This window comes from Deinococcus metalli, from assembly GCF_014201805.1.
GTDB lineage: Bacteria > Deinococcota > Deinococci > Deinococcales > Deinococcaceae > Deinococcus > Deinococcus metalli.
The window spans coordinates 250878-277721 of sequence record NZ_JACHFK010000003.1 but is presented as its reverse complement, the minus strand read 5'-3'; the positions used below and the strand labels follow the sequence as shown (position 1 = coordinate 277721).

Here is a 26844-nt window from a genome sequence, read left to right as displayed (position 1 = left end):
GTTCCGGGTGTGTTCCCGCGTATTCCAGCGTCCGCCCGGATGTGCTACAGTCTCTGTTTGGTGACCCGCCCTGTGGTGGGTTCGGCAGTCCTGCGACTCCAGGCAGCGTTCCGGAGCGCGACAAGGCGGGAGAGAACCATGTTTGCAATCATCGAAACCGGCGGAAAGCAGTACCGCGTCTCTGAAGGCGACGTCATCCACGTCGAGAGCCTGAAGGGCGAAGCGGGCGACACGATCGACCTCAAGCCCCTGTTCGTGGGCGGCGACAAGGCCCTGTTCGGCGACGCCGTGGGCCAGTTCGTCGTGAACGCCGAGGTCGTGCAGCACGGCCGCGGCCCCAAGATCTACATCCGCAAGTACAAGAGCGGCGTGCAGTACCGTCGCCGCACGGGCCACCGCCAGGATTACACCACCCTGAAGATCGTCGGGATCAAGGGTTAAGGGGAGGCTGAGACCACATGGCACACAAGAAAGGCGTAGGGTCCTCGAAGAACGGACGTGACAGCCAGCCCAAGATGCTGGGCGTCAAGAAGTTCGGCGGCGAGCAGGTGCTGGCCGGCAACATCCTGGTCCGTCAGCGCGGCACGAAGTTCAAGGCCGGCCCTAACGTGGGCATGGGCCGCGACCACACCCTGTTCGCGCTGGAAGCGGGCAAGGTCGTGTTCACCAACCGTGGCCGCACCGGCCGCTTCATCAGCATCGAAGTGCCCAGCGTGGACGTCGCGGCGGACTGACGTCAAGCCGTTTTGGTGCGCCCTGCCCGCGAGAAGGGCCGGGCGCATTTTCTTTTCCTGCGCCAGCGGCACGTTTTGGCGGTCATAACACAGGGCAGCACAACACAGAGGTAGGCATATGGCATTTCGTGACGTACTGAATATCGAGGTGGCCGCCGGGAACGGCGGGGACGGCTCCATGAGCTTCCACCGGGCGAAGTACATGGAAAAGGGTGGCCCGGACGGTGGGCACGGCGGCAAGGGCGGCGACATCATCCTGCGGGCCATTGAGGGTGTGGAGTCGCTGGAGCGGCTGCTGGGCCGCCGCAAGTTCAAGGCGCCCAACGGCGCGTACGGCGAGGGCCGGCTGCGGCAGGGCGCCGACGGCGAGGACGTGTACATCGACGTGCCCGTGGGCACCACCGCCTTCGACGAGGACAGCGGCCGCGTGCTGGCTGATCTGGTCGCGGTGGGGCAGCAGAAGATCATCGCGCGAGGCGGGCCGGGCGGCCGCGGCAACAGCACCTTCACGAGTTCCACCCGCCAGGCCCCGCGGTTCGCGGAACTGGGCGTGCCGGGCCAGAAACGCCGCGTGCGGCTGGAACTGCGGCTGATCGCGGACGTGGGGCTGGTCGGCTACCCGAACGCGGGCAAGAGTTCGCTGCTGGCCGCGCTGTCCCGCGCCAACCCCATGATCGCGGATTACCCGTTCACCACGCTGTCACCGATCCTGGGCGTGGTGGCGCGCGAGGGCCACGACGAGCGCTTCACCATGGCGGACATCCCGGGCATCATCGAGGGCGCCAGCGAGGGCCGGGGCCTGGGGCTGGAGTTCCTGCGGCACATCAGCCGCACCCGCCTGCTGGTGTACGTGCTGGACGTGACCCGCGACCCGGTGGGCGAGCTGAGATCACTCCAGGCCGAACTCCAGGCCTACGACCCGACGCTGCTGGAGAACGTCGCGCTGATCGCGCTGAACAAGGTGGAACTGGTGGACGCGGACCTCGCCACCATGGTCGAGGACGAACTCGCGGAGTCCGGCCTGCCGGTGCTGAAGGTCAGCGCGAAGGACGGCCTGGGGCTGTCAGAGCTGCGCGAGACGCTGTTCCAGATGATGCCCGCCTTTGAGCTGTGGACGGAACGGCACGCGCTGGAGCTGGAGCCCGACGTGGTTGTGGACGAGGCCCTGCGGATCGAGTTCCGTATCGACCCGGCGGCGCGCGGCGTGGGCATCGTCAGCGACGGACAGCCGGAACGCGTGTGGACGGTGCACGGGGGCGGCTTCGAGGCGCGCATCACGCGCTTCTCGCGCTACCTGGAAGACGCGTCCGAGTACCTGGGCAGCGTGTTCCGCCGTCAGGGCCTGTACAACGCCCTGAAACGCGCCGGCGCCCGCGAGGGCGACACCGTGGAGATCGGCTCGCACCGCTTCGAGTACTTCGACGACGAGGCCGAGCGGGGCTGAGCGGCGAAGACCTCCAGCGCTTCATTCACCCCCATCGGCGGACGGTCAGGAGCCCTCGCCGATGGGGGCGGCGCCTGTGGCCTCCACGTCGTCGGGGCGGTCGAGACCGCGCAGCGCCCAGCGCAGGCCCAGGGCAGTCACGCCCCCGATCACCGCGAGGGTGAGCCACGGCAGGGCCGGCACGCCGATCCGCGCGCCAGCATCCACCAGCACGCCGCCCAGGGCGCTGCCGAGCGCGCCGCCGGCCCCCAGGCTGATCGCGCTGAAGCCGAAGTAACTGCCGATCGAGGCGGGCGGCGCGAAGCGGGCGGTCAGGGTCTGCTGGGCGGGGTACACCAGCATGGTGCCCAGCGAGTACAGCGCCACGCACGCCAGCAGCGCCGGGAAGGTGGTCGCCAGCGCCATCAGGCCCAGGCTGACGCCCACCAGCACGACCGCTCCGACGAGCGCGGCGCGCAGCGGCAGGTGGCGTTCCACGGCGCGCAGCAGCGGGTACTGGAGCACCACCGCCAGCCCCGCCGACAGGCCGTACAGCGGCCCGGTCGCGTGCGGTCCGGCCAGGCTGATCGCCTTGAGGGTGATCGCCACGTTGATCTGCGTGCTCAGGACGAAATACCCGATCAGCACCAGCGTGAAGCGGCGGAAGGGCACGTCTGCCGCCGCCCGCGCCAGGCCCGCCAGTCCACGGGCGGGCGCGCGCTCCGGGCGCAGGTGCGGCAGCGTCGCGGCCATCACGCCGGCGGCGAGCAGGTACACGCTGGCCGCGGCGAAGGCCGCCGTGCGGAAGCCCAGCGCGAGCAGCGCCGCGCCGATCAGCGGGCCGCCCACCATGCCGAGGTTCCCCGAGATGCTGGTCAGGCTGAACATCCGCGCGCGCTGCTCGGGCCGCGTGACGGCGGTGATCGCGGCGTTCTTCGGCGCGTCGAACAGGCCGCCGCCCACGCCGGCGAGCACCGCGGCGGCCAGCAGCACGCCCGGCGTGGTGGCAAAACCCATCCACGCAAAGCCCAGGGTACGCAGCAGGCACCCGGCCAGGATCAGTGGTTTGGGACCCAGGTGATCGGCCCACGCGCCGCCGAACACCGTCAGGCCCTGCTGCGTCAGCTGGCGCAGGCCCAGGATCACGCCGACCGTCGCGGCGGGCCAGCCCAGGCCGCCCTGTGCGGGCGAGCCGCTGAAATGGACGGTCACCAGCGGAATGACGGCAAAAAAGCCGCTCCACATCAGGAAGTTCGCGCCGATCAGGCCAAGTTGCGCCGCGCTGGGCCGCAGGGCGTCGGGGGGCGCGGCAGTCACGTGGCCGAGGGTAGCGCGCTCCGGTGTCCCCGCGCGGGCGGGCGCTCCGCTGGGCTGGACGGCCCAGAGAACCCGGCCCCGAGCTGACTGAAGGACAGCTTCACCCCCACCCGACCCAGGCTTGGGCCTCCTCCCAGGGTTTTCATGCACCCGGCTTCTACGGTCGGGACATGGCGGCCAAGAATCCCTATGAACTGCGCGATCCGCGCGAGCAGTACCCCAAGCCCCCCTTCCCCGAACAGCCGCAGCCGGCGCCCGGTCTGGCCGCGCGGATGGTGCCCGAGCCCGACCACGGTGAGGACAGCTACCGGGGATCGGGCCGCCTGGAGGGCCGCAGGGCGCTGATCACCGGCGGGGACTCGGGCATCGGGCGGGCGGTGGCGATCGCGTACGCCCGCGAGGGCGCCGACGTCGCCATCAACTACCTGCCGGACGAGGAACAGGACGCGCAGCAGGTGATCAAATTGATCGAGGACGCGGGCCGCAAGGCCGTGGCGATCCCCGGCGACCTGAAGGACGAGGCGTTCTGCCGGCAGCTCGTGGAGCGGACCGTGCAGGAACTCGGCGGCCTGGACATCCTGGTCAGCAACGCCGGCAAGCAGGTGTTCCGCGAGTCGGTGGACGAGATCACCTCCGAGCAGTTCGACCAGACCTTCAAGACGAACGTGTACGCGCTGTTCTGGATCACGCAGGCGGCGATCCCGCACCTGCCGGCCGGCGCGTCGATCATCACGACGTCCTCCATCAACGCGCACCAGCCCTCCCCGACGCTGCTGGACTACGCGACCACCAAGGCCGCCATCGCCGCGTACACCGAGGCCCTGGCGGGCCAACTCGCCGAGAAGGGCATCCGCGTGAACTCGGTGGCGCCCGGCCCGTTCTGGACGGTGCTGCAACCCAGCGGCGGCCAGAGCCAGGAGAAGGTGAGGACCTTCGGCCAGGACACGCCGCTGGGCCGCCCCGGCCAGCCGGCCGAGATCGCGCCCATCTACGTGCTGCTGGCGTCGCAGGAGGGCAGTTACATGACGGGCGGCGTGTACCCCGTCACCGGCGGCAAGGTGTTCTGACAGCGGTACTCCGTTGCATTGATGGTGCGACGACACCACCATCAATTCCACTCCGACCGCTGTCTGTTGCGGTCACCCGCTCTGCTCGCACCAGATCAGTGGAAGCTAAGACCTTCAACTGATCTGGTGGCCGCCGTGAGCCGGCACAGGAATGAAGACCGGGACGGCCGCCCTCGCCGTCCCGGTGCCGCCTTTGTTCCCAGCTCAGCCACCCACATGCACCATCGGGCGGCGGCGCGCGTCGCGCTCGGCCACGCGCAGGATCTCGTGGGTGAGCGGCGGCACGTCGCCCTCGCCGGCCAGCAGGAAGCGCAGGGCGTTCTGGGCGGGGCCCTTCTCGCTCCACTCGAAGTACACGTGCGGCGGGCGGCCGGTCAGGTCGCGGACGTGCAGCAGCACGGCGGCCAGCGTGTTCGGCACGCTGCTGCCCGACGCGCGCAGGATCGCGTGCGAGCCCACGCGCACGCCGGTGACCGGCACGGTGGCGCTGAAGTCGCTGGCGTCGTCGATGGCGACTTCCAGGAACAGCGCGGCCTCGCCGGGCGACAGGTGGTTGTCGAGCCGCACCTCCAGCGCCTTCTCGCGGTATTCGAGGTCGTCGCCCTCGTTCAGGCGGTTGGCGATGAAGCGTACCGGCAGCCCGCGTGACGCCACGTCGTCCAGCATGGCCTGGGCCGAGTCGTCCAGCACGACCTGCTGCACGCGCAGTTCGGTGCTGCGCGAGATGCGCGAGCCGACGCTGACCACCAGGATGCCCAGGATGAACAGGGACGCGATCCACAGGCCCTCGGGGCGCTCCCCGACGGTCACGGCGCTGGTGTAGATGAAGATCGCGCTGACCACCGCGAAGGCGGCGGCCGGACCGCGGTGCCCCCGCCGCAGTTCGGTCAGGAAGACCGCGATGGCGGCCGAGGTCATCAGCGCCAGCACCCCGGTCGCGTACGCGCCGGCCTGCGCGTCCACATCGGCGCGGAAGGCCAGCGTGACCAGGGCGCTGATCAGCGTGAACAGCACGACCAGCGGCCGGGTGGCGCGCGCCCAGTCGGGGGCCATGCCGTAGCGCGGCAGGTAGCGCGGCACGATGTTCAGCAGCCCCGCCATGGCCGACGCGCCCGCGAACCACAGGATCAGGATGGTGGACGCGTCGTACAGTGTGCCGAAGGCCTCGCCGAAGCGGTTGTGCGCCAGGTACGCCAGCGCGCGCCCGTTCGCCGCCCCGGACGGTGTGGTCACCGTGACCGGCACGCTGCTGCCGTCCGCGCCGCCGGCCACGCTGACCGTGATCGGCACCGGGCCGCCCACCGTGTCGGCCTGCACGGTGTAGGTGCCGGTGCGCCCAGCCGGCAGCGGCAGGGTGTAGACCTCGCGCGGGCGGTTGGAGTTGTCGAGCGGCACGTCGATCACGGCGCGGCCCGCCCGCAGGTCCGCGCCGTTCAGGACGCGGGTCACACTGGTCTCCGCCCAGAATTCGTGGCGGGGAATCAGCAGGGTGGTGACCAGCGACGAGCCGATCAGCATGACGCTCATGATCAGCGCGGCGGTGGTGAGCAGCTTGCGGGCGTTGCGGATACGGCCGGTGGGCTGCGCCGGCGTGTCGCCGGGATCACCCTTGACCAGCGGCATCACGACGACCCCAGTCTCGAAGCCCGACAGGCCCAGCGCCAGTGCGGGAAACACCAGCAGGGCCGCGCCCACGATCGCCAGCGGCGACGCGTACGCGTGCGTCAGGGCGTCCCACCACCCGCTCAGCACCTGCGGGTTCGTGGCGACATCCAGGAAGCCGCGCCCCACCACCAGCACGCTGAGGGCGAGGTACAGCGCGACGATCCCGACCGCGATCCCCACCGCTTCCTTGAAGCCCTTGAGGAACACCGCCGCCAGCAGCGCGATCAGGATCAGCGTGACGGGAATCTCCCGGCCGGACAGCGCCGATTTCAGCAGCGGGTTCTCGACCAGGTGCGCCGAGGCGTCCGCCGCCGACAGCGTGATGGTGATCACGAAGCCCGTGGCGACGAAGCCGATCAGCGCGAGCACCAGCACCTTGCTGGGCCAGTAGTCCAGCAGGCGCTCGAGCATGCTCAGGCTGCCGTCGCCGTGCGGACTCTCCTGGGCGACGCGGCGGTACATCGGCAGCGCTCCGAACAGCGTGACCAGCACCAGCACCAGCGTGGCGATGGGCGACAGCGCGCCCGCCGCCAGCGCCGCGATACCCGGCTGGTATCCCAGCGTGGAGAAGTAGTCCACCCCCGTCAGGCACATCACCTTCCACCACGGCTGGGTGTGGTGCTGCGCCGCGACCTCCTTTTCCTGTTCGTAGTAGCCCTCGGGTTCCGGCTGGTTGGACTCCAGGAACCACGTCATGAACGGACTGCGCGCAGGTCGGGCGGAGGGCATTGCGGCAGTGTAATCCTCCTCTCACTTGCGCGCGTCAGCACGGTCCACGCGGTTTCTTGAGGAAGCGCCGGGCGTGGCCGGCCCGGTCAGTCGCGCCCGATCACATGCACGTCCACGTCCCGGGTGTCGCGCAGCACGACCTTGATGATGTCGCCGCGCAGCAGCTCCAGCCAGCGCGAGCGGCTCGTCTCGCCCAGCACGACCTGCGTGGCGTTCACGCGCCGCACGTACGCGACCAGGGTGCCCGCCACGCCGCCCTGCGCGGGCAGCACCTCGAAGGTGCCGCCCAGCGCCTGCGTGATCTCGCGGCAGGTGTCCAGCAGCCGCGACTGCTCGTGCGACAGCCGGGCCGTGTTCACGGTCACCACGTGCAGTTCCGCGCGCAGGCGCCCCGCGAACTGCCCGCCGCGGCGGATCAGCCTCAGCGCCGTCGCCTCCGCGGCGATGGCGACCACCACGACCTCGTGCGCACCCGGCTGACCGTCGGGCGGCGTGGCCTCCACCGTCTGGGCCACGTGCCGCAGGGCGACCTCGCGCAGCGCCGTGAGGTTCGGTGTGGTGAAGAAGTTCCCCAGGGCCTGCTCGACCTTTTCCGGGCCGTACACCAGCCCGTCGCGCAGACGCTGGCGCAGGTCCTCGGGCGGCAGGTCCACCAGCACGATCTCGTCGGCTTCCTCCAGCACGTGGTCCGGCACGCGCTCGCGCACACGCACGCCAGTCAGGCGGGCGACCACGTCGTTCAGGGACTCCAGGTGCTGCACGTTCAGGGTGCTGTGCACGTCGATCCCCGCCGCGAGCAGCGCTCCCACGTCCTGCCAGCGCTTGGCGCGGGCGCTGCCGGGCGCGTTGGTGTGCGCCAGCTCGTCCATCAGGACCACGTCCGGGTGCCGGGCGATCAGGCCCTCGATGTCCGGCTCGGTCAGCACCGCGTCGCCGCGCGGCAGCTCCACGCGCGGGAAGACCGGCAGGCCCGCCGCCGCCGCGAGCGTGCCGGCCCGGCCGTGCGTTTCCAGCACGCCGATCACGACGTCCTCGCCGCGCGCCGCGCGGTCACGCAGGTCGTTCAGGGCGCGCACGGTCTTCCCCACCCCGGCCGCCATGCCCAGGAAGACCCGGTGCGTGCCGCGCGGCGCGTCCTGCGGGGCCTTCTCGCGGGTCAGGCGGACGGGTTCGGTCATGGCGTCACTTCAGCGCGTCCAGCGCGAGGTTCGCGCTCAGGACGTTCACGCGCTCCTCGCCCAGGAAGCCCAGGCTGCGGCCGGTGACGTGCGCGCGGATGACCGCCTCGACCTGCGCGGGCGTGACCTTCCGGGCCTGCGCGATCCGGCCGACCTGCGCCAGCGCCCCCGCCACGCTGATGTCCGGGTCGAGACCGCTGGCGGACGCCGTGACCATATCGACGGGCACGGGTGCTGTGGCGTTCAGGCCGTTCTCACTGCGGAAGGCGGCGATCCGGCCCTTCACGGCGTCACTCAGTTTGGCGTTGGTCGGCCCCCAGTTGCTCGCGCCGCTGTTCTCGGCGTTGTAGGGCTGCGGGCCGCTGCCGTCGGTCCTGTTCGTCTGGCTGGGCCGGCCGTGCAGGTACTGCGGCGCGCTGAAGGCCTGCCCGATCAGCGCGGAACCGACCACCCGTCCGTCCCGCTCGATCATGCTGCCCTGCGCCTGCGCCGGGAACAGGACGGTTCCGGCCAGGGTGGTCAGCAGCGGGTACGCCAGGCCGCACACCAGCGTGAACAGCACGGCGGCGAGCACGGAGGACAGCAGGACGCGGGCGAGGGGCGTGGCGGGCGCGGGATCGGCGGGGGTGGGAACGGTCATTTCACAGCTCCTTGCAGCATCTGCACGTGGTCGGCGATCGGCCCGAGGGTCAGGGCCGGCAGGAAGGTCAGGGCGCCCACGATCACGATGACCGACACGGTCAGGCCGCCGAACAGGGCGGTGTCGGTGGGCAGGGTGCCGCTGCTCCTCGGCACCCGCGTCTTAACGGCGAGCAGGCCAGCCACCGCCAGCATCGGAAGCAGCGTCAGGTAGCGCCCGATCAGCATGGCCAGCCCGATGGTGAGGTTGTAAAACGGCGTGTTCGCGTTCAGGCCCCCGAAGGCCGAGCCGTTGTTCGCCGTGCCGGACGTGTACGCGTACAGCACCTCGCTGAAGCCGTGCGCGCCGGGGTTGTTCAGGCTGCCAAGCGCACTGGGCAGAGTCACAGCCAGCGCGGTGAAGCCCAGGATGCTCAGCGGGTGCGCCAGGACGGCGAGCATGACGAGTTTCACCTCGCGCGCCTCGACCTTCTTGCCCAGGAATTCCGGCGTGCGCCCGACCATCAGGCCGGCAATGAACACGCTCAGGATCACGTACTGCACGAAGTTGATGAAGCCCACGCCCTTGCCGCCGAAGACGCTGTTGAGCTGCATCTGCACGAGGGCCGCCAGGCCGCCCAGCGGCGTGAGGGAATCGTGCATGGCGTCCACGCTGCCGGTCGTGGCGGCGGTGGTGGTCGTGGCGAACAGCGCCGTCTGACCCACACCGAAGCGCACTTCCTTGCCCTCCATGTTGCCGCCCGCCTGCGTGGCCGTGATCGTCTGGTCCGCGCCCAGGGTGCCCAGGATGGGATTGCCGCGCTGCTCGGCCCCGAACATCACGGCGAGGAACACCACGAACAGCGCGAACATCCCGCCGAAGATCACCCAGCCCTGCCGGCGGCTTGCCAGCATCCGCCCGAAGGCGTAGGTCAGCGACGTAGGGAGGAGCAGCATGGCCAGGATCTCCAGCGCGTTCGTCAGGGGCGTGGGGTTCTCGAAGGGATGCGCGGAGTTCATGGAGAAGAAGCCGCCGCCGTTCGTGCCGAGGTGCTTGATGCTCTCCAGGCTCGCCACCGGCCCCAGCGCGATCCGCTGCGCGGCGCCCTCCACGGTCGTGGCCGTCACGGTCGGGTGCAGCGTCTGCGGCACGCCCTGCCAGATCAGGACCAGCGCCAGCACGAAGCTCAGCGGCAGGAACACGCGGTAGATGATGCGGGTCACGTCCACCCAGAAGTTCCCGAGGTTCGCGCCGCTCTTGCCCGCCAGCCCGCGCATGAACGCCACGGCCGCCGCGAAGCCCGTGGCGGCCGACGTGAACATGAAGGTGGTCAGCACGGCCATCTGCGAGAAGTACGACAGGCTCTGCTCACCGCTGTACGCCTGCCAGTTGGTGTTGGTCATGAACGACACGGCCGTGTTCCACGCGAGGTCCGGGGCCTGCGCCGCGAAGCCCGACGGATTCCACGGCAGCGCCGCCTGAAGGCGGATAAGAAGGTACGACACGAGCAGCATCACGAGGTTGCTGACGACCAGCACCAGCCCGTAGCGCCGCCAGTCCATGCCCTCATCGGGGTCCACGCCCAGCACGCGGTACGTGAGGCGTTCGGGCGCGGTGTGGCGCTCGCCGGTGAACACGCCGTGCAGCCACGTACCGACCGGCACGACCAGCGCCACCGTGATGGCCAGCAGGATGATGATCTGAAGCAGGGCAGCCGACATTTAGAAGTCCTCCGGGCGGAGCAGGGAATACACGAGATACGCGGCGATCAGCAGCGATACGGCGGCCAGAAAGAGGATCACAGCTTCTCCATGCCCCGCAGGGCGAGCGCGATCACTCCGAAGCACACGACGGTCAGCAGGATAAACAGGGCGTCCATATCGGTTCCTCAGCCCAGCAGGGGCGTGATGAGCAGGTCGATGACCTTGATGGCGACGAAGGGCAGGATCAGGCCGCCCAGGCCGTACACCAGCAGGTTGCGGCCCAGCAGCGCGGCGGCGCTCATGGGGCGGTACGGCACGCCGCGCAGCGCGAGCGGAATCAGGGCGGGGATGATCAGGGCGTTGAAGATCACGGCGCTCAGCACCGCGCTGGTGGGACTGTGCAGCTGCATCACGTTCAGCACGCCCAGCGCGGGGTACGCGGTCACGAACAGCGCCGGCAGGATCGCGAAGTACTTGGCGACGTCGTTGGCGATGGAGAAGGTGGTCAGCGCTCCGCGCGTGATCAGCAGGCCCTTGCCGATCTCCACGACCTCCAGCAGCTTGGTGGGATCGGAGTCCAGGTCCACCATGTTCCCGGCTTCCTTGGCGGCCTGCGTGCCGGAGTTCATGGCGAGGCCCACGTCCGCCTGCGCCAGGGCCGGGGCGTCGTTGGTGCCGTCGCCCATCATGGCGACGAGCTTGCCGCCCTCCTGCTCCTCGCGGATCATGGCCATCTTGTCCTCGGGGGTCGCCTCGGCCAGGAAGGAGTCCACGCCGGCCTCGCGGGCAATCGCCTCGGCGGTCAGGGGGTTGTCGCCGGTGATCATGACGGTGCGCAGGCCCATGCGGCGCAGTTCGGCGAAGCGCTCGCGGATGCCGGGCTTGATGATGTCCGACAGCGCCACCACGCCCAGCAGGCGCCCGTCCTCGATCACGGTCAGGGGCGTCGCGCCGCCGCGCGAGACCTGATCCGTGATGGCTGCCAGTTCAGGCGGAACGTGCCCGCCACGCTCGTGCGCCAGCGCGGCAATCCGGCTGCCCGCACCCTTGCGGATCCGGGTGACCGCTCCGTCGGGGCCGGGAACATCCACGCCGCTCATGCGCGTCTGCGCGGTGAACTCCACGAACTCCGCGCCCTGCGGCGCCGGGGCGTCCACGCCGCGCTCGCGGGCCAGGGCGACGATGCTCTTGCCCTCCGGGGTGGGGTCGGCCAGGCTGGAGAGCAGGGCGGCGCGCATGAGTTCCTCGGCGCTCACGCCGGGCAGCGGAAAGAAGTCCGTGGCCAGGCGGTTGCCGATGGTGATGGTGCCGGTCTTGTCGAGCAGCAGCACGTCCACGTCCCCGGCGACCTCCACGGCCTTGCCGCTCTTGGCGATCACGTTCGCCTGCAGCGCGCGGTCCATGCCCGCGATGCCGATGGCCGGCAGCAGGCCGCCGATGGTGGTGGGAATCAGGCACACCAGCAGCGCGACCAGCGTGACCGGCGCGGCGGGCGCCCCGGCGTACGCCGTGAAGGGGTACAGCGTGACCACGGCCAGCAGGAACACCAGCGTCAGGCCGCTGAGCAGGATGCCCAGGGCGATCTCGTTGGGGGTCTTCTGCCGGCTGGCGCCCTCGACCAGCGCGATCATCCGGTCGAGGAAGCTCTCGCCCGCGCCGCTGGTCACGCGGATCACGATGCGGTCACTCAGCACGCGGGTGCCGCCGGTCACGCCGCTGTGGTCGGTGCCGGCCTCGCGGATCACGGGGGCGCTCTCGCCGGTGATGGCGCTCTCGTCCACGCTGGCGAGGCCCTCGACGATCTCGCCGTCGGCGGCGATCAGGTCGCCGGCCTCCGCCACGATCAGGTCGCCCTTCTGGAGCTGCGTTCCCGCGACGAGGTCCTCGCGGCCGTTCGTGAGCCGGCGGGCCTTCACGTCCTCGCGCGCGGAGCGCAGGGACGCGGCCTGCGCCTTGCCGCGCGCCTCCGCGAGGCCCTCGGCGAAGTTGGCGAACAGCACGGTCAGGGCCAGCAGCAGCGTGATCGCCAGCTCGTAGCCCCACGCGCGGCCCTGGAGGGCGTTCTGGACGGTCAGGATCAGCGTGAGCAGCGTGCCCACGTACACCACGAACATCACGGGGTTGCGCGCCTGGTCGCGCGGCGAGAGTTTGCGCACGCTGGCGAGCAGCGCGCCGCGCAGCAGGGCCGGCGCGAAGATGCCCTGTGGACGCGGCGTGGACGGCGCGGGCTGGGCGGGGGCGGTCATGGAAAGCTCCGGCGGGAATGGGGAGTGGTCATACCTGCGGGCATGCTCGTCCGCGCTGACCCCGCCGCCCACCGGCCACGTGGCGCGCCCCCCTGGTCAGGTGGCCAGTGGGCCGCCCGCCGCCGGGGGGTAGGCTACGGAGCGCATGGACGATCTGCGCCGCGCCCTCCTGCCCCCGCTGCGTCTGCCGCTGCCCGACAGCACCGTGTGGACGGTCGCGCTGCTGCTGCTGGCCGCCGTGCTGACGGTGGACATGCTCACGCCGGCGTCGCTGGTGGTGGGCACGCTGCTGAGCGCGTCGGTGGCCTTCGCGCTGCTGGGCGCGTCCGGCCGGGCCACGTGGCCGCTGACGGGCCTGGCGGTGCTGGCGAACGTGATCGCGGGCCTGGTGAACGGCACGCGCGACGGCTGGGACACCACGGACCTCGCCAACCGCGCGGTGAGCATCCTGGCGGTGCTGCTGGTCGGGTGGCTCACGCACCGGGCGCGGCAGGCCAGCGAGCGCGCCGCGCAGCTGCGCGAGGACGAGCGCCAGCTGACGCGCGAGCGGGCGCTGCGTCAGCTCGCACAGGACATGGGCGGGCCGCTGGGCCTGCCGGAGTTCGTGGAACGCGCCGCCCACGCCCTGCAGCGCCTGACCGGCGCGCAGAGCGTGGAGGTCGGGGCGCTGGAGAAGGCCACGCTGCGCGCGCCGCACGCGCTGGTCACGGCGCCCGGCCGGGAGCCCGTGACCGGCCGGCTGGGGCAACGGCTGCCGCTGGAGTTCCTGGCCCGCCCGTCCGGCGTGAGCGGCGGCCCGGACAGCGACCTGTGGGCGGCGGACGGCGGGAACGTGTTCCTGGCCCGGCTGCGCCGCCCGGACAGCGGCGACCTGCTGATCCTCCTGACCGCGCCCGTCACGCCCCCCGCCCTGACCGGCGAGGCGGCGGCGGCGCTGCAACCCCTGCTGGAACGCACCGCGCTGCTCGACGAACTGCGCAGCAGCCGCGCGCAGCTCGCGGAGCGCGGAGAGCTGCTGCGCGACCTCGTGTACGCGTTCTCGCACGACCTGCGCACGCCGCTGATGGCGAACGGCATGAACATGCACGCTGCCCTGCGCGGCGCCTACGGTCCCCTGCCGGACGCGTACCGCGCCACCCTGGTCAACGGCATCCAGTCCAACGAGACGCTGCTGTCCCTGGCCGAGCAGCTCCTGCTGGTCGCCAAGTACGAGAGCGGCGAGGACCAGGACAGCCCGGGCGAGGGCGGCCGCGTGAACCTGCGCGACGTCGTGCTGGGCGTGGTGGGCGACCTGCGCACGCGCGCCGAGGAGCGGCAGGTGACCATCGAGACGGACCTGGAGGGCGCGGGCGTCGCCGGGCGGCGCCACGACCTGCGCCGGGCCGCGCAGAACCTCGTGGAGAACGCCGTGAAGTTCTCCCCGCCCGGCGGCACCGTGCGCGTTACGGTGCGCGCGGACGACGAGGCGACCCTGACCGTGCAGGACGAGGGACCGGGCGTACCCACCAGCGCCCAGGCGCGGCTGTTCCAGCGCTTCCACGCGGGCGGCGCGGGCCGCGGCACCGGCCTGGGCCTGTACCTGACGCGCAAGATCGCCGAGGCGCACGGCGGCGCGGTGCGCTACGACCGCACGCCGCAGGCCCGCAGCGTGTTCACCCTCACCCTGCCCCTCGCGCCGGAGGCTGCCCATGTCTGAATCCATCCGTGTGCTGCTCGTCGAGGACCACGCCTTCACCCGCGACGGCCTGCGCGCCGCCCTGAACCTGGAGAGCGACCTGCGCGTGGTGGCCGAGGCCCGCAGCGGCGAGGAAGCGCTGGAACAGCTCGCCGCGCACGCCGTGGACGTGGCCGTGGTGGACATCGGCCTGCCCGGCATGGACGGCATCCAGACCGCCGCCGAGATCCGCGCCCGCCACCCCGCCGTGCGGATCGTGATGCTCACCGCGCACGACCTGCGCGCCGAGGTGCTCGCGGCCCTGGCGTCCGGCGCGGATGCGTACTGCCTCAAGGGTGCGCGGCCCGACCTGCTGCTGCTGGCCGTGCGGGCCGCCGCGGCCGGCAGCGCGTACCTCGATCCGCAGGTGGCCCACCACGTGCTGGGCAGCGTCCGCGCGCCCGGCGAGCACTCGCCCCTGACTCCGCGCGAACTGGACGTCCTGCGGCTGGTCGCGGACGGCCTGCCGAACCGCGACATCGCGCAGCACCTGGGCATCAGCGTCAGCACCGTGAAACTGCACGTGCAGGAACTCCTGGTCAAGCTCCAGGCTGCCGACCGCACCCAGGCGGCCGTCAAGGCCCTGCGGGCCGGACTGCTGTAGCCGCTAGCATCCGGCCATGACCGCGCTGCTTGAACTGGCCCCCGGCGTCCACTCTCTGCCCGGCGCGGTGACTTCCGTGGTGCTGGAGGACGGCCACGGCGGCGCGCTGCTGGTGGACACCGGCCTGGACGACTCGCACGCCCGCAAGCTGCTGCGGGCGCTGGCGGCGGCGGGCCTCACGCCCACGGGCATCCTGAACACGCACAGCCACGCGGACCACCACGGCGGCAACGCGCACATCCTCAGGGCGTTCCCGGAGCTGAAGATCTTCGCGCCGCCGCTGGAGCAGGCGGTCATCACGCATCCGATCCTGGAGCCCATCACCCTGTTCGGAGCGCGGCCCCCGCGTGACCTCCAGAACAAATTCCTGCTGGCGCCGCCCAGTCCCGCGCGGCTCGCGCCGGAGCCGGGCCTGACGCGCATCGGCGGCGTGCATATAGAGCTGATCGAGGTCGCCGGGCACGCGAGCATGATGTACGCCGTGCGGACGGGCGACGTGCTGTACGCCGCCGACGCGCTGTTCGGCACGGCCGCGCTGGGCAAGCACCCGCTGACCTTCTGCGCGGACTCAGCGTTGCAGAAGGCGAGCGCGGCGAAGCTGGCCGATCTGGAGGGCGTCCGCGTGGTGATGCCCGGGCACGGCGACCCGACGGAAGACCTGGCCGGGCTGGTGGCCGTGAACCTCGCCGCGTACGCCCGCACGACGGACACGGTGCTGGCCGCGGTCCGCGCCGGCCCGGCCAGCGTGGATGACCTGCTCGCCCGGGTGTGCGAGCAGCTGGGCGTGACCATGACGAACGCGGGCGCGGTGGTGCTGAACCGTGCGGTGGTCAGCGCCCACCTGACGGAACTGCTGGAGGCGGGCGCGGTGTCCATGGACGTGCAGGACAACCGTCTGGTCTTCGTTCCCTGACGGCCGCGCGCCGTCCACTCCGGACTGACCGTGTGTACACTGGAGCATGGACGTCCAGCGTTGGACGGAGCGTCCTGGAACCGGCGAGCCGGCGCTGGTCGGACGGGACGTGGAACTTGTGCTGGCCGGTGACCTGCTGCTGCAGCCGGACGTGCGCGTGGTGGTGCTGCGCGGGCCCGGTGGCGTGGGCAAGACGCGGGTGGCCCGCGAGGTGCAGCGGCTGGTGCACGCCCGCTTCGAGCGGGGCGCGGTATTCGTGAACCTAGCCCCACTGGCCGGCCCCGATCAGGTGCTGCCGGCCGTCGCCCACGCGCTGGGGGTGCGCGACGGCAGTTCGCCGCTGGACGCGCTGGAGCAGGCGGTCGGTGACCGCTCCGTGCTGCTCATCCTCGACAATCTGGAGCACCTGCCGGGCACCGAGGGCGACATCGTGGCGCTGTGTGCACGGCTGCCGGGCGCGCGGATCCTGGCGACCAGCCGGCGCGTCCTGCGGGTCCGGCACGCCCGCGAGCTGCCACTGCCCCCGCTGGCGCTGCCCGCACGGCCGCAGGATGCCGCCCGCAGCCCGGCCGTGCAGCTGTTCGTGCAGCGCGCGCAGGAGGTCGAACCGGAGTTCGCCCTGACGCCCGACAACGCGGCGACGGTCAGCGCCGTGTGCACGGCGCTGGGCGGGCTGCCGCTGGCGCTGGAACTCGCGGCGGCGCGGCTGCGGGCCGTCGACGTGGCCGGCCTGCTGGCGTGGCTCGATACGCCCCTGGACGTGCTGGACGGCGGCCCCCTGGACGACGCGCCGCGCGCGCGCTCGCTGCGCGACGCCGTGCGCTGGAGTTACGACCTGCTGAGTACGGACGAGCAGGCGGTGTTCACGGCCTGCGGCGGGTTCCGCGGCGGCTTCACGCTGGACGCGCTGGAGGCCGTGACCGGCCGCCCGGACGCGCGCACCATCCTGATCGCGCTGGTCGAGCACAGCCTGATCCGGCGCACCGAGGGCACCCCGGCTCGCTGGACGCTGCTCGAACCCGTGCGCGAGTTCGCCGCCGAGGTGCTCCGGGACTCCCCGCACGCCACCGACGTGGCCGAACGCCACGCCCGGTTCTACCTGGCGCTGGCGGCGGCCGGGAACCCGGAACACGGCGCCGGCCGCGACTGGCTGAACCGGGTCCACGTCGACCATACCAATATCGTCACCGCCCTTGAGCACTTCATCGCCCGGCAGGCAGTGCCAGAAGCGCAGCAGCTGGTCAGCGCGTTGTTCGACTACTGGAGCACGCAGGGGCGCTTCGAGCAGGGCGTTGCCCTGTGCCGCCGGGTGCTGGCCCTGCCCGGGGATCTGGTCACGGCGGAGCGTGCCACCCTGCTGACCACGGCCGCCCTGATGGCCAGCCGCGCCGAACGGCACCACGACGCGGAGGCGTGGTGCCAGGCCGCCCTGGCCATTCGCCGGGCGCTGGGCGACCCCCGCGAGGAAGCGGGCGCGATGTCCATCCTCGCGGACGTGCTGTCGAATACCGGAACTTACGGGCAGGCCATCGACCTGTTCCGGGAGGCCCTGGCCCTGGCCGAGGCACACGGTGACGTGGCCGCGCAGGCGCACACACTGCACAACCTGGGCTTCGCCCTAGAGAAGACCGGGGCGTATCCGGCGTGCGTGACGTATCTCGACCGGGCGCTGGCACTCTGGACGGCGCTGGGACAACCGGTGGGCGAGGCGTACACCAGCGCCGTCCGCGCCCGGGTGACCCTGCTGCACCGGGACGTGGACCCCGAACAGACGCACCTGCGCCGCGCGTGGGCAGTGGGCCGCCACGTCGACGACGTGGTGCTTGAGGAGGCCCTGCTGTACATCACGTCGCTGCTGGCCGATCGGCGGGGCCAGCCGTCCCTCGCGGTGCGCCTGGCCGCCGCGAGCGTCGCGACCGGCCAGCGCTCGGAGGGCGTGCTGCCCGGCGGCTGTCACGCCGAACGCCAGCACTTCATCGAGGACTGGCGGGCCGCGATGCCCGAGCACCAGTTCGCGGCCGCGTGGAGTGCAGGCGCGACCGCCGCACCGGACGCCTGGGCCGCCGACGTGGAGTGCGCCCTGCGCGCCGTGGAGCCGACCACCGCGGCGCCTCCCCTGACGGCGCGCGAGTTGGAGGTGCTGGCGTGGGTGGCGCGGGGCCACAGCGACAAGAAGGTCGCGCTGACGCTGGGGATCAGTGCCGGCACGGTGGGCAAGCATGTGGCGAGCATGCTGGGCAAGCTGGAGCTGCACAACCGGGTCGAGCTCGCCCGCTTCGCGCTGGATCACCGCCTGATCCCGGTGGAGGATTCCGGCCCGGTCGGGCGTCCGTCCCTCTGACGACCCCCCGGACTGGTGGCGGCACCCCCCGAATTCTCCCGATGCGCGGCGCGGCCCCCGCCGCCTACGGTGAGGGCATCGGCCGGCGCGGGTGCACAGGGCCCCGGGCGGTGGCCTCCAGGGGGGAAAACCATGACGACAGGAGCGGCAGGGCGCGTGCTGGTGTGGAGTGTGGTGCTGGGACTGGGCGTGGCCGCGGCGAGCGGGCCGGTGCGGCTCGATCCGGGCGAGGGGGCCCGGCCAGTGTCGACCGTGGCCGACACGACGCCATGGACCGTGACGCTGCGGATCGAACCCGGCGCCCAGGCCCCCCTGCGCCCGATGATGGGCGAGTACCGGGTCAGCGTGCAGAGTGGCGAACTGACCATGGTCATGAACGGCGTGAGCGAGACGGTGGGCTCCGGCCAGACCCGCGTGATCGCGCCCGGCACGGACTTCCGGCTCCTCAACCGGGGCGACGCGCCCGCCGAGGTGCAGGTCACGCTGTCGTTCGCCGGACTGGATTTTCCGCAGACGTACCCGGGGCGCGGCCTGGCCTGAACACGGTCACCCGACAGCGGCCCGCACAACGTCCCGTCCCCACCGTACCCAGGAGACCCCGCCATGACCGACCCCGCCCCGATCCTCGTCGTCGGCGCCACCGGACTGCTCGGTTCCGCCATCTGCCAGCACCTGAGCGGCTCGGGACACGCCGTGCGCGCCGTGGTGCGCCCCACGTCGGATCCGCGGCAGGTCCGGGCCCTGCACGACCTGGGGGCCGAGCCGGTTCACGCGGACCTCAAGGATCCGGCCTCGCTGGAGCGGGCCTGCCGGGGCGTCCAGACCGTCATCACGACGGCCACCACCACGCTTCGCGATCAGGCGGCGGACTCGATCGCGGACGTGGACCACCGGGGCGGGCTGAACCTGGTGGCTGCCGCCCAGGACGCGGGCGTGGCGCAGGTCGTGTACGTGTCCTTTCCGGAGGCGGCCGACACGTCGCCTCCCTCGCCCCTCTCGGCCGCCAAGCGGGCGGTCGAGGCCGCGCTGCACGCGAGCGCCATGACCACCACCGTGCTGCACGCCGCCGTCTTCATGGACGTCTGGCTCAGCCCGGTGCTGGGCTTCGACCACCAGCGCGGCGCCGTGCGGGTGCCCGGCGACGGCACGCAGCCGGTCGGCTGGATCACCTGCCGCGACGTGGCCCGAACGGCGGTCGCGTGCGTGGACCGTCCGGAGCTGCACGGCACGGCCCTCACCGTGGTGGCCGAGACCCTGGACATGAACACGGTCGTGCGGCGGTTCGAGGACGTGGGCGGCCGGGTCTTCACGGTCGAGCGGGTGCCGGTGACGGCCCTGGAAGCGCAGCTGGACGCCGCGAGCACCCCACTGGAGCGCAGTTTCGCAGCCCTGATGCTGGCGCTGGCGCGCGGCATGCCCCTGACCGTGGATCCCCGCGTGGCGGACCTGGGCTCCTCGTTCACGACCGTGGGCGAGTATGCCCGGCAGATCATGCCGCTGGGCACGCCGGCATGAGCATGCCGCGGCGCCCAACCGTAAAGAAAATCCCCCTGGGGCTTCTCGGCGGGCGGAGCGTACGCTTGCGGCATGACGAAGAACAGCCGCAGCAGCAAGGCCGCGTCCACGAAGGCTCCAGCGAAAGCGGAGCGCGCCACCGCCACGAGCGACGGGAAAAAGCCCAGCGGCAAGGCGACCGGCACGGCCCACGCGGACGCCGCCCACCTGAGCACCACCAACAACGCCCTGGTGGACCACGCGTACCTGTCCGAGACGCAGTTCGGCACCGTGGCCGAGACGCTTCAGCGCAACCTCGCCACGTCGATCAGCCTGTACCTGAAGTTCAAGAAGTACCACTGGGACATCCGTGGGCGCTTCTTCCGCGACCTGCACCTCGCGTACGACGAGTTCATCGAGGAGATCTTCCCGTCGATCGACGAGCAGGCCGAGCGTCTGGTCGCGCTGGGGGGCAGCCCCGCCGCCGCGCCGGCCGACATCGAGCGCTACAGCGTGGTGAAGGTGCCCACCGAGACGGTGCGGGACGCCCGCGCGCAGGTGGCGGACCTGGTGCAGGACCTCACCCGGGTGGGCAAGGGCTACCGCGACGACAGCAAGACCGTCGACGACGCCGAGGACCCCGCGACGGCGGACATGTACAACGGGTACGCGCAGACCGTCGACAAGATCCGCTGGATGCTCCAGGCGATCATGGACGACGAGCAGATGAACTGAAGTTCGGCCCGCCGAGCGGCCGGAATGCAGGGGATGCCGGGACAGCGCCGCCATCCCCGAAACGGAGCGCCGCGAGCACGCCTGCCCGGTAGGGCCGAGCGAAGCGGGCACGCGCAGGGCCACCGGGCCGCCCCGGTGGCCTCTTTGCCGCGAGGACGCCATGCCGAAATTCGACTACTCCCTGAACTACGCGGAGCTGGACCTGCGCGCCCACCCGGAGCTGTATCGGGTGGGCGTGGGCGAACAGGGCGTGCTGCTGGTGCAGCCGTACAAGGCCGAGCTGCTGCCGCACTGGCGCTTCGCCACGCCGGACGCGGCGCAGGAGAGCAGCGAGGCGATCTACGGGATGTTTCTCGCCTACCTGAAGGCCGGGGACTTCGTGGGCGCGGACATGGCCCGGAAGTTCCTTCAGATGGGCTTCACGCGCGCGCGGCGCTACGCGAACCACCGGGGCGGCAAGAAGTACGCCGGTCCGGTGCCCGACGACAAGAAGGGCCAGAGCGGCGCGCATGGCCGCCCGGAATTACCTCGGCAGCCGGAAGACCCTGTGAAAGCCGAGTCCGCCCGCATCTTCAAGGCGAAGTGGGACGAGGCCGAGGCGAACGCGCAGTACGCGGCGCTGAAGAGGGAGCACCGGGCCCGCTACGGCTGAGGGCGCGTCAGAGCGTCCGGAGCAGGCGGGTGAGGAGCCGCACATGGTCGGGCCAGCGGTCGAGGCGGATGTGCTCGTGGGCGGCGTGCGCGCCGTCGCCGGGCGCGCCCAGGCCGTCCAGGGTCGGCGTGATGGGCGCGGTGAAGTTCCCGTCGCTGCCCCCGCCCACGCTCTCGTGCTCCAGCGTGAAGCCCAGGTCGCGGGCGAGGTCACGGGCGCGAGCATACAGGGCCAGCGTCGCCTCGCCCTGCTCGAAGGGAGGGCGGTTCAGGCCGCCGGTGAGCGTGGTGCGCACCCGGGTGTCCGTGGGCGCCCACGCGCGCACCGCGTCGTCCACCCGCTGCGCCTCGTCCAGGGTGCTGACGCGCACATCGAACTCGACCGTGCACGTCTCGGGGATGACGTTCATGGCGCTGCCCCCGTGGATGACGCCCGCGCTGATGGTCGTGCCGACCTCGGGCCGGGCGAGCGCGTGGATGGCCAGCACGGCCTCGGCGGCGGCGGTGATGGCGCTCGCGCCGTCGGCGGGCCGGTTGCCGGCGTGGCTGGCGATGCCGTGCAGGGTCAGCCAGTACCCGCCGGTGCCCTTGCGGCCGGTCTTCAGGGCGTGCGAGTCCGCGACCGGCGGCTCCACGACCAGCGCGGCCCGCGCGCCCTGCGCCGCCGCCTCGATGTGCGGGCGGCTGGTGACGCTGCCGATCTCCTCGTCCGGCGACAGCAGCACGTGAATCCCGCCGCGCGGCCACTCCCCGTGCAGGGCGCGCAGCGCGTGGACCGTGCCGACGATGCCGCCCTTCATGTCGTAGGTGCCGGGGCCGTACAGCCGGTCGCCGTCGTGGCGCCACGGCATCCGCTCCAGGGTGCCGGTGGGCCACACCGTGTCGGCGTGCATCAGGATCAGCAGGGGGCGCTCGGCGCCGCTGGCGTCCAGGCCGAACTGCAGCGAGCGGGTGCCGCCCGGCAGGGCGCGGGTGGTGGCGCCCAGGTCGCGGGCCCAGCCCTCCACGACATCCATCACTCGGCTCACCGCGACGGGATCGCTGGAGGGGGACTCGATGCCGACCAGGGTGTGCAGGTCGGCCAGCATGGCGGTCAGGTCGGGCTGTGCAGACATGCGCGCCATGCTACTGCGCGTGCGTGGAACGGGACGGACAGAGCGGCTCAGGTGAGCTTGGCGACCTGGGCGGCGTCGGCGCGCAGCACGGCGCGGCCACGCAGGTACAGGTCGCCCAGCACCTTCGGCCCGAAAATGCGGCTCAGGCGGGTGCTGGTCATCTCGATGGTGCGGCCGTTGAAGCGCAGCCGAACGACGTTGGTGGTGCCGGGAACCCAGGTGCAGGACAGTTCGTGCATATGCAGACCTCCGGAGGGACAAGGGGCGGGAAGCGTGAGGAGCGGAGGGGGCAGGTGACGGCGACCCAGCGTGCGGGTGAGGACCCCACGGGTGAGACGAAAGTGCCCTCCGCCGAAACGAAGGACATGTGAACCCCGCGAGCCGAGGTCGCCGATACCGGTATGACCATGGTACCGACACCGGCGCTCAGACGGAATAAGCGAGCTATCACGCCGCCTTGAGTCAAGCATCATGAACGCCGCAGGGGGCCGTGCTTGACTGCGCGGATGACCGCTTCCGCTTCGACGCCGAATCGTCCCACGCCGAACAGCCTGCTCGCCCTGGCCTTCCCGGCCGATCCCCAGATCAGCCCCGACGGGCAGAGGGTGGCCTTCGTGCTGTCGCGCATCGAGGAGGAAGACCCGCTGAAGCCCGACGCGGCGTTCGCGCGGCCGCGCTACAAGTCGCACATCTGGCTGTCGGATGGCGGCTCGGCCCGCGCCTTCACGGCGGGCGAGGGCCGCGACACGTCGCCGCGCTGGTCGCCCGACGGCACCCACCTGGCGTTCGTGCGCGACGCCGGGGGCGCCGGGGGCCAGCTGTACGTGCTGCCGCTCGCGGGCGGCGAGGCGCGGCGCGTGACCACCCTGAAACACGCCGTCCAGAACGTGCAGTGGAGCCCGGACGGGCGCTTCCTGTCGTTCCTGAGCCTGGGCGACGACGAGGACCGGCGCGACGAGCGGGGCGAGCCGCGCGTGATCACCGCGCCGCGCTACCGCTTCAACGGCGAGGACTGGCTGCCCGTGCGGCCCGCGCGCATGTGGCGACTCGACGTGGCGTCCGGCGCCCTGACCGAGTGGCATGCCCCGGCCGTGGCGATCAGCGCGTACGCGTGGCGGCCGGACAGCCAGGGCGTGCTGTTCGTGAGCGCCCAGGACGACCTGCGGGCCGCGTACTGGCAGCAGGAGGTCTGGGACCTGCCGCTGGACGGTGCACCGGCACAGCGCACCCGCTGGAACTCGGCGATCACGGCCGTGGTCCCGCACCCGGACGGCGAGCGCTTCGCGCTGGTGGGTCGCCCTGACGGGCAGGGCAACACCGAGCACACCCACCTCTATCTGGTCGGCGCCGACGGCGACGCCACGCGCCTGGACGCAGGGCACGACCACCCGGTCGGTAACGCGGTGGGCGGGGACTGCCACGTGGGCGCCATGCCCGAGCGCCCGGTGTGGCTGGACGACACCACGCTGCTGTTCAGTTCGACGGTGCGTGGGAGTTGCGGCCTGTTCCGCGCCACGGTGGATGGCACAGTCACTCCGCATGACCACCGGCCGGACGGCGTGATCGCGGCGTTCACTGCCGTGCCGGGCGGCGTGGCGCTGCTGCGCGAGCGGGCCGACGTCTTCCCGGAGGTCGAGCTGAACGGCGTGGCGGTCACCGACCTGAACGCCCGGCTGCCCTTCCCCGCCCGCGCGCCGCAGCGCGTGACCTTCCCCACCCCCCTCGGTGAGGGCGAGGGCTGGGTGCTGCTGCCGGAGGGTGACGGCGCGGTGCCCGCGCTGCTGAACATCCACGGCGGACCGCACACCGACTACGGGCACGCCTTCACGCACGAGTTCCAGCTGCTGGCCGCGCAGGGCTACGGCGTGTGCTACAGCAACCCGCGCGGTTCGGTCGGCTACGGGCAGGCGTGGGTGGACGCCATCCACGGGTGCTGGGGCAGCGTGGACGCCGACGACCTGCTGGCCTTCTTCGACGCCTGCCTGGACCGGGTGCCGCGCCTCGACCGCGAACGCACGGCGGTCATGGGCGGCAGTTACGGCGGCTTCATGACCAACTGGCTGACCGCCCACACCACGCGGTTCCACGCGGCCATCACGGACCGCAGCATCTGCAACCTGCTGAGCTTCGCGGGCACCTCGGACATCGGGCTGCGCTTCTGGCACGACGAGCTGGGCCTGAACGCGTGGCGCCGCGCGGACACCCCGGCGCTGTGGGACATGAGCCCGCTGCAGTACGTCGAGAACGTCCGCACGCCCACGCTGATCGTGCACTCGGCGCTCGACCACCGCTGCCCCGTCGAGCAGGCCGAGCAGTGGTACGCCGCCCTGGTGCAGCTGGGCGTGCCCACGCGGTTCGTGCGCTTCCCCGGCGAGAACCACGAACTGTCGCGCTCGGGCCGCCCGGACCGCCGGATCCGGCGCCTGCAGGAAACGCTGGACTGGCTGGACCGCTGGCTGGGCACGGCGCCGACCGCGTCGTGACCACAGCGCGCCGAAGAACTGACCATGCGTACAGGTGAGGTTCCCGTCAGGCCCTGTGCCGTAAGGTAGAGCTATGCAGATGCCTGGCGGCGCCGCGTCTCTGGACGGCGGGCCGGAGACGACCCACCACCCGGCCGTGTGGTCGCCGGGCCGGCGCGCCGTCACCGCCGCCCTGATGGTCACGGTGCTGCTGCTCGCGCTGTTTGCCGTCCTGAGCGGCGTGCAGACGCGCACCCTGACCCACGCGGCGGGCCGCAGCGCCCGGCAGAGCGACCTGTACCAGAAGGTCCGCTACTGGGTGGGCGCCGAGGAGTCGCTGGAACGCAAGTACCGCCTGGAACCCTCCGCGGCGATCCTGGCCCAGCATGCCAAGGCGGCCGACAACGTCCGCATGGTCCTGAGCGCCGCGCGGAACAACAGCGGTCCGGACGAGCAGGCGCGCATCAACGCCCTGCTGTCACTCCACGCCGAGTACGTGACCACCGTGAACACCGCCCTGTTCCCCGCCGTCCGCACGCACGACACGGCGCATGTGAACAACATCGACCGGATCGTGTCGGACCCCGCCTTCACGCGTCTGGAGCAGCGGGTGGACGCCGAGGCGCGCGTCCACCGCCGGGCGTCCAGCGCCCAGTTCGCCCGCCTGACGCGGCTGCAGGACACGCTGGCGGTCCTGGCCCCGCTGGTGTTCCTGGGCGGCGTGGGCGCCCTGCTGTCGCTGTGGCGCGTGCTGCAACGCCACCAGCGGCTCACGGACGCCGCGAACGAGGCGACCATGACCCGGCTGCGCGCCGAGGCGATCACGGACCCGCTCACGGCGCTCGGCAACCACCGCGCCTTCCAGGAGGGCCTGGGCGCCGCGCTGCGACTGGGCGCGCTGGACCACACGCCGCTCACGGTGGCGCGGCTGGACGTGGACGAGTTCAAGGTGATCAACGACCGCGGCGGCCACCTGCACGGCGACCGCGTGCTGGCCAGCGTGGGGCGTGTACTGAGCGGAGCCTTCCCCGGCCGCGCGTACCGGGTGGGCGGGGACGAGTTCGCGCTGCTCCTGCCGCTTCCGGCCGAGCCTGCGGCGGCCGCCATCGACGACGTGCGCACCCGGCTGGCCACCGCGCACCTGCCCACCGTGAGCGCCGGCCTGACCACCCGCGCGGGCGCCGGCGCCCACCCGGACGACGTGCAGCAGCAGGCCGAGGAAGCGCTGCGCGAGGCCAAACGCCGGGGTCGCGACCGGCTGGTGACCTTTCAGGACGTTGCGGGCCGCGCCAGCCTGCTGGGCCAGGAACAGGTGGACGCCCTGCGTGACCTGCTGCACCACGGCCGCGTGGACGTGGTCTTCCAGCCGATCTGGGGGCCGCCCACCCCGGAGCGCGCCGCCAGCGTTCCCCTGGCCTTCGAGGCGCTCGCCCGGCCCGCCGCAGCCTCCGGATTCCGCGAACCGCAGGAGCTGTTCGACGTGGCCGCCCGCGTGAACCGCGGCGCGGAACTCGACCGTCTGTGTGTGCAGGCCGCCCTGGCCCACGCGCAGGCGTTGCCGGACGGCGCGCTGCTGTTCCTGAACGTGTCCGCGCCGTCCCTGGATCAGGACACGCCGCTGGCGCCGGAACTGCTGCGCGAGGTGGGCGCCGCCGGCCTGCCCCCCCACCGCGTGGTGATCGAGATCACCGAACGCAGCGTCGGCAACCTCGCGGCCGTGACGCAGCAGGCGGCGGGTCTGCGCGCCGCCGGCTTCCGCGTGGCCCTGGACGACGTCGGCGCCGGCAATTCCGGATTGCAGCTGCTGCGCTGCCTGACCGTGGACTATGTCAAGATCGACCACAGCGTCGTGGCGAATGCCCCCACCGACCCCACCGCGAACGCCGTGCTGGCCGCCCTGATGGCCTACGCGCGGGAGGCCGGGGTGAGCGTGATCGTCGAGGGCATCGAGACCGTGCCGATCCTGACGCACGCGTGGCGCCTCGGCGCCCGCTGCACGCAGGGCTACCTCCTCGGGCGGCCCGCGCCGGGTTTCCACGCGGCCCTGCCAGCCGAACTCGCGCGGGTCGGGGTGGTCGGTCACCCGGAGACGACAGGCACCGTGGCGCACGCCCGGCCGTGACAACCGCCGTGC

At 71.9% G+C, this 26844-nt stretch carries 23 protein-coding genes; 14 read left to right on the top strand and 9 right to left on the bottom strand.

Annotated elements, in window-relative coordinates:
• Positions 1-138: 138 nt before the first annotated feature.
• The 3 genes from rplU to obgE all read left to right on the top strand — a co-directional run bounded on the left by rplU (position 139) and on the right by obgE (position 2178).
• Positions 139-441: a 50S ribosomal protein L21 gene (gene rplU / locus HNQ07_RS08330; protein ID WP_184110586.1), complete on the top strand. Its 303-nt coding sequence runs from the start codon at positions 139-141 to the stop codon at positions 439-441.
• A gap of 17 nt (positions 442-458) precedes the next feature.
• Positions 459-734 (top strand): 50S ribosomal protein L27, encoded by a 276-nt coding sequence (rpmA, locus tag HNQ07_RS08325; protein ID WP_184110584.1) that lies wholly within the window; start codon positions 459-461, stop codon positions 732-734.
• Between the two features lie 118 nt (positions 735-852).
• Positions 853-2178 (top strand): GTPase ObgE, encoded by a 1326-nt coding sequence (gene obgE, locus HNQ07_RS08320; protein WP_184110582.1) that lies wholly within the window; start codon positions 853-855, stop codon positions 2176-2178.
• Between the two features lie 45 nt (positions 2179-2223).
• On the opposite strand, the gene HNQ07_RS08315 is transcribed toward obgE, so the two are convergent.
• Complete coding sequence (locus HNQ07_RS08315) at positions 2224-3474, bottom strand: MFS transporter (protein WP_229831886.1); 1251 nt, start codon at positions 3472-3474, stop codon at positions 2224-2226.
• 170 nt (positions 3475-3644) lie between these two features.
• On the opposite strand from HNQ07_RS08315, the gene HNQ07_RS08310 reads away from it, so the two are divergent.
• On the top strand, positions 3645-4541 hold the full coding sequence (locus HNQ07_RS08310; RefSeq protein ID WP_184110580.1) for an SDR family oxidoreductase: 897 nt from the start codon (positions 3645-3647) through the stop codon (positions 4539-4541).
• A gap of 204 nt (positions 4542-4745) precedes the next feature.
• Here HNQ07_RS08310 and HNQ07_RS08305 read toward each other — a convergent pair whose 3' ends face one another.
• The 6 genes from HNQ07_RS08305 to kdpB all read right to left on the bottom strand — a co-directional run bounded on the left by HNQ07_RS08305 (position 4746) and on the right by kdpB (position 12681).
• Positions 4746-6935 carry an APC family permease gene (locus HNQ07_RS08305; RefSeq protein ID WP_184110578.1) on the bottom strand — a complete coding sequence of 730 codons (2190 nt, stop codon included), beginning with the start codon at positions 6933-6935 and terminating at the stop codon, positions 4746-4748.
• An 86-nt stretch (positions 6936-7021) separates the two neighbouring features.
• Positions 7022-8113 carry a sensor histidine kinase KdpD gene (locus HNQ07_RS08300; protein WP_184110577.1) on the bottom strand — a complete coding sequence of 364 codons (1092 nt, stop codon included), beginning with the start codon at positions 8111-8113 and terminating at the stop codon, positions 7022-7024.
• Positions 8114-8117: 4 nt separating this feature from the next.
• A complete protein-coding gene (gene kdpC / locus HNQ07_RS08295) occupies positions 8118-8753 on the bottom strand; it encodes a potassium-transporting ATPase subunit KdpC (protein ID WP_184110576.1) in 636 nt (211 codons plus the stop codon).
• Positions 8750-10453 carry a potassium-transporting ATPase subunit KdpA gene (gene kdpA / locus HNQ07_RS08290; RefSeq protein ID WP_184110575.1) on the bottom strand — a complete coding sequence of 568 codons (1704 nt, stop codon included), beginning with the start codon at positions 10451-10453 and terminating at the stop codon, positions 8750-8752. The genes kdpC and kdpA overlap by 4 nt, the downstream gene beginning before the upstream one ends.
• Complete coding sequence (gene kdpF, locus HNQ07_RS24350) at positions 10454-10534, bottom strand: K(+)-transporting ATPase subunit F (RefSeq protein ID WP_229831909.1); 81 nt, start codon at positions 10532-10534, stop codon at positions 10454-10456. It abuts the gene before it with no gap.
• A gap of 86 nt (positions 10535-10620) precedes the next feature.
• Positions 10621-12681 carry a potassium-transporting ATPase subunit KdpB gene (gene kdpB / locus HNQ07_RS08280; RefSeq protein ID WP_184110574.1) on the bottom strand — a complete coding sequence of 687 codons (2061 nt, stop codon included), beginning with the start codon at positions 12679-12681 and terminating at the stop codon, positions 10621-10623.
• Positions 12682-12826: 145 nt separating this feature from the next.
• On the opposite strand from kdpB, the gene HNQ07_RS08275 reads away from it, so the two are divergent.
• The 8 genes from HNQ07_RS08275 (at position 12827) to HNQ07_RS08240 (ending at position 21134) form a co-directional block, all read left to right on the top strand.
• Positions 12827-14377 carry a sensor histidine kinase gene (locus tag HNQ07_RS08275; RefSeq protein WP_184110573.1) on the top strand — a complete coding sequence of 517 codons (1551 nt, stop codon included), beginning with the start codon at positions 12827-12829 and terminating at the stop codon, positions 14375-14377.
• Entirely contained in the window at positions 14370-14999 is a 630-nt protein-coding gene (locus HNQ07_RS08270; protein WP_184110572.1) for a response regulator, read from the top strand. The genes HNQ07_RS08275 and HNQ07_RS08270 overlap by 8 nt, the downstream gene beginning before the upstream one ends.
• Before the next feature lie 16 nt (positions 15000-15015).
• The gene (locus HNQ07_RS08265) at positions 15016-15912 is read left to right on the top strand and encodes an MBL fold metallo-hydrolase (protein ID WP_184110570.1); all 897 of its coding nucleotides are present in this window, start codon (positions 15016-15018) and stop codon (positions 15910-15912) included.
• A gap of 46 nt (positions 15913-15958) precedes the next feature.
• Positions 15959-18253, top strand: a complete 2295-nt coding sequence (locus tag HNQ07_RS08260; RefSeq protein ID WP_184110568.1) for a LuxR C-terminal-related transcriptional regulator — start codon at positions 15959-15961, stop codon at positions 18251-18253.
• A gap of 132 nt (positions 18254-18385) precedes the next feature.
• The gene (locus HNQ07_RS08255) at positions 18386-18793 is read left to right on the top strand and encodes a cupin domain-containing protein (protein WP_184110566.1); all 408 of its coding nucleotides are present in this window, start codon (positions 18386-18388) and stop codon (positions 18791-18793) included.
• A gap of 63 nt (positions 18794-18856) precedes the next feature.
• Complete coding sequence (locus HNQ07_RS08250; protein WP_184110563.1) at positions 18857-19768, top strand: SDR family oxidoreductase; 912 nt, start codon at positions 18857-18859, stop codon at positions 19766-19768.
• A gap of 72 nt (positions 19769-19840) precedes the next feature.
• The gene (locus HNQ07_RS08245; RefSeq protein WP_184110561.1) at positions 19841-20482 is read left to right on the top strand and encodes a Dps family protein; all 642 of its coding nucleotides are present in this window, start codon (positions 19841-19843) and stop codon (positions 20480-20482) included.
• A gap of 160 nt (positions 20483-20642) precedes the next feature.
• Complete coding sequence (locus HNQ07_RS08240) at positions 20643-21134, top strand: DUF4385 domain-containing protein (protein WP_184110559.1); 492 nt, start codon at positions 20643-20645, stop codon at positions 21132-21134.
• A 7-nt stretch (positions 21135-21141) separates the two neighbouring features.
• Here HNQ07_RS08240 and HNQ07_RS08235 read toward each other — a convergent pair whose 3' ends face one another.
• Together HNQ07_RS08235 and HNQ07_RS08230 are read right to left on the bottom strand one after the other, a co-directional pair.
• Complete coding sequence (locus tag HNQ07_RS08235) at positions 21142-22248, bottom strand: M20 family metallopeptidase (RefSeq protein ID WP_373297966.1); 1107 nt, start codon at positions 22246-22248, stop codon at positions 21142-21144.
• 47 nt (positions 22249-22295) lie between these two features.
• Entirely contained in the window at positions 22296-22487 is a 192-nt protein-coding gene (locus HNQ07_RS08230; RefSeq protein WP_184110555.1) for a hypothetical protein, read from the bottom strand.
• Between the two features lie 267 nt (positions 22488-22754).
• Between HNQ07_RS08230 and HNQ07_RS08225 the strand changes: the two genes are divergently transcribed.
• On the top strand, positions 22755-24731 hold the full coding sequence (locus HNQ07_RS08225; RefSeq protein WP_184110553.1) for a S9 family peptidase: 1977 nt from the start codon (positions 22755-22757) through the stop codon (positions 24729-24731).
• A gap of 73 nt (positions 24732-24804) precedes the next feature.
• Positions 24805-26832 (top strand): bifunctional diguanylate cyclase/phosphodiesterase, encoded by a 2028-nt coding sequence (locus HNQ07_RS08220; RefSeq protein ID WP_184110551.1) that lies wholly within the window; start codon positions 24805-24807, stop codon positions 26830-26832.
• Positions 26833-26844 lie beyond the last annotated feature (12 nt).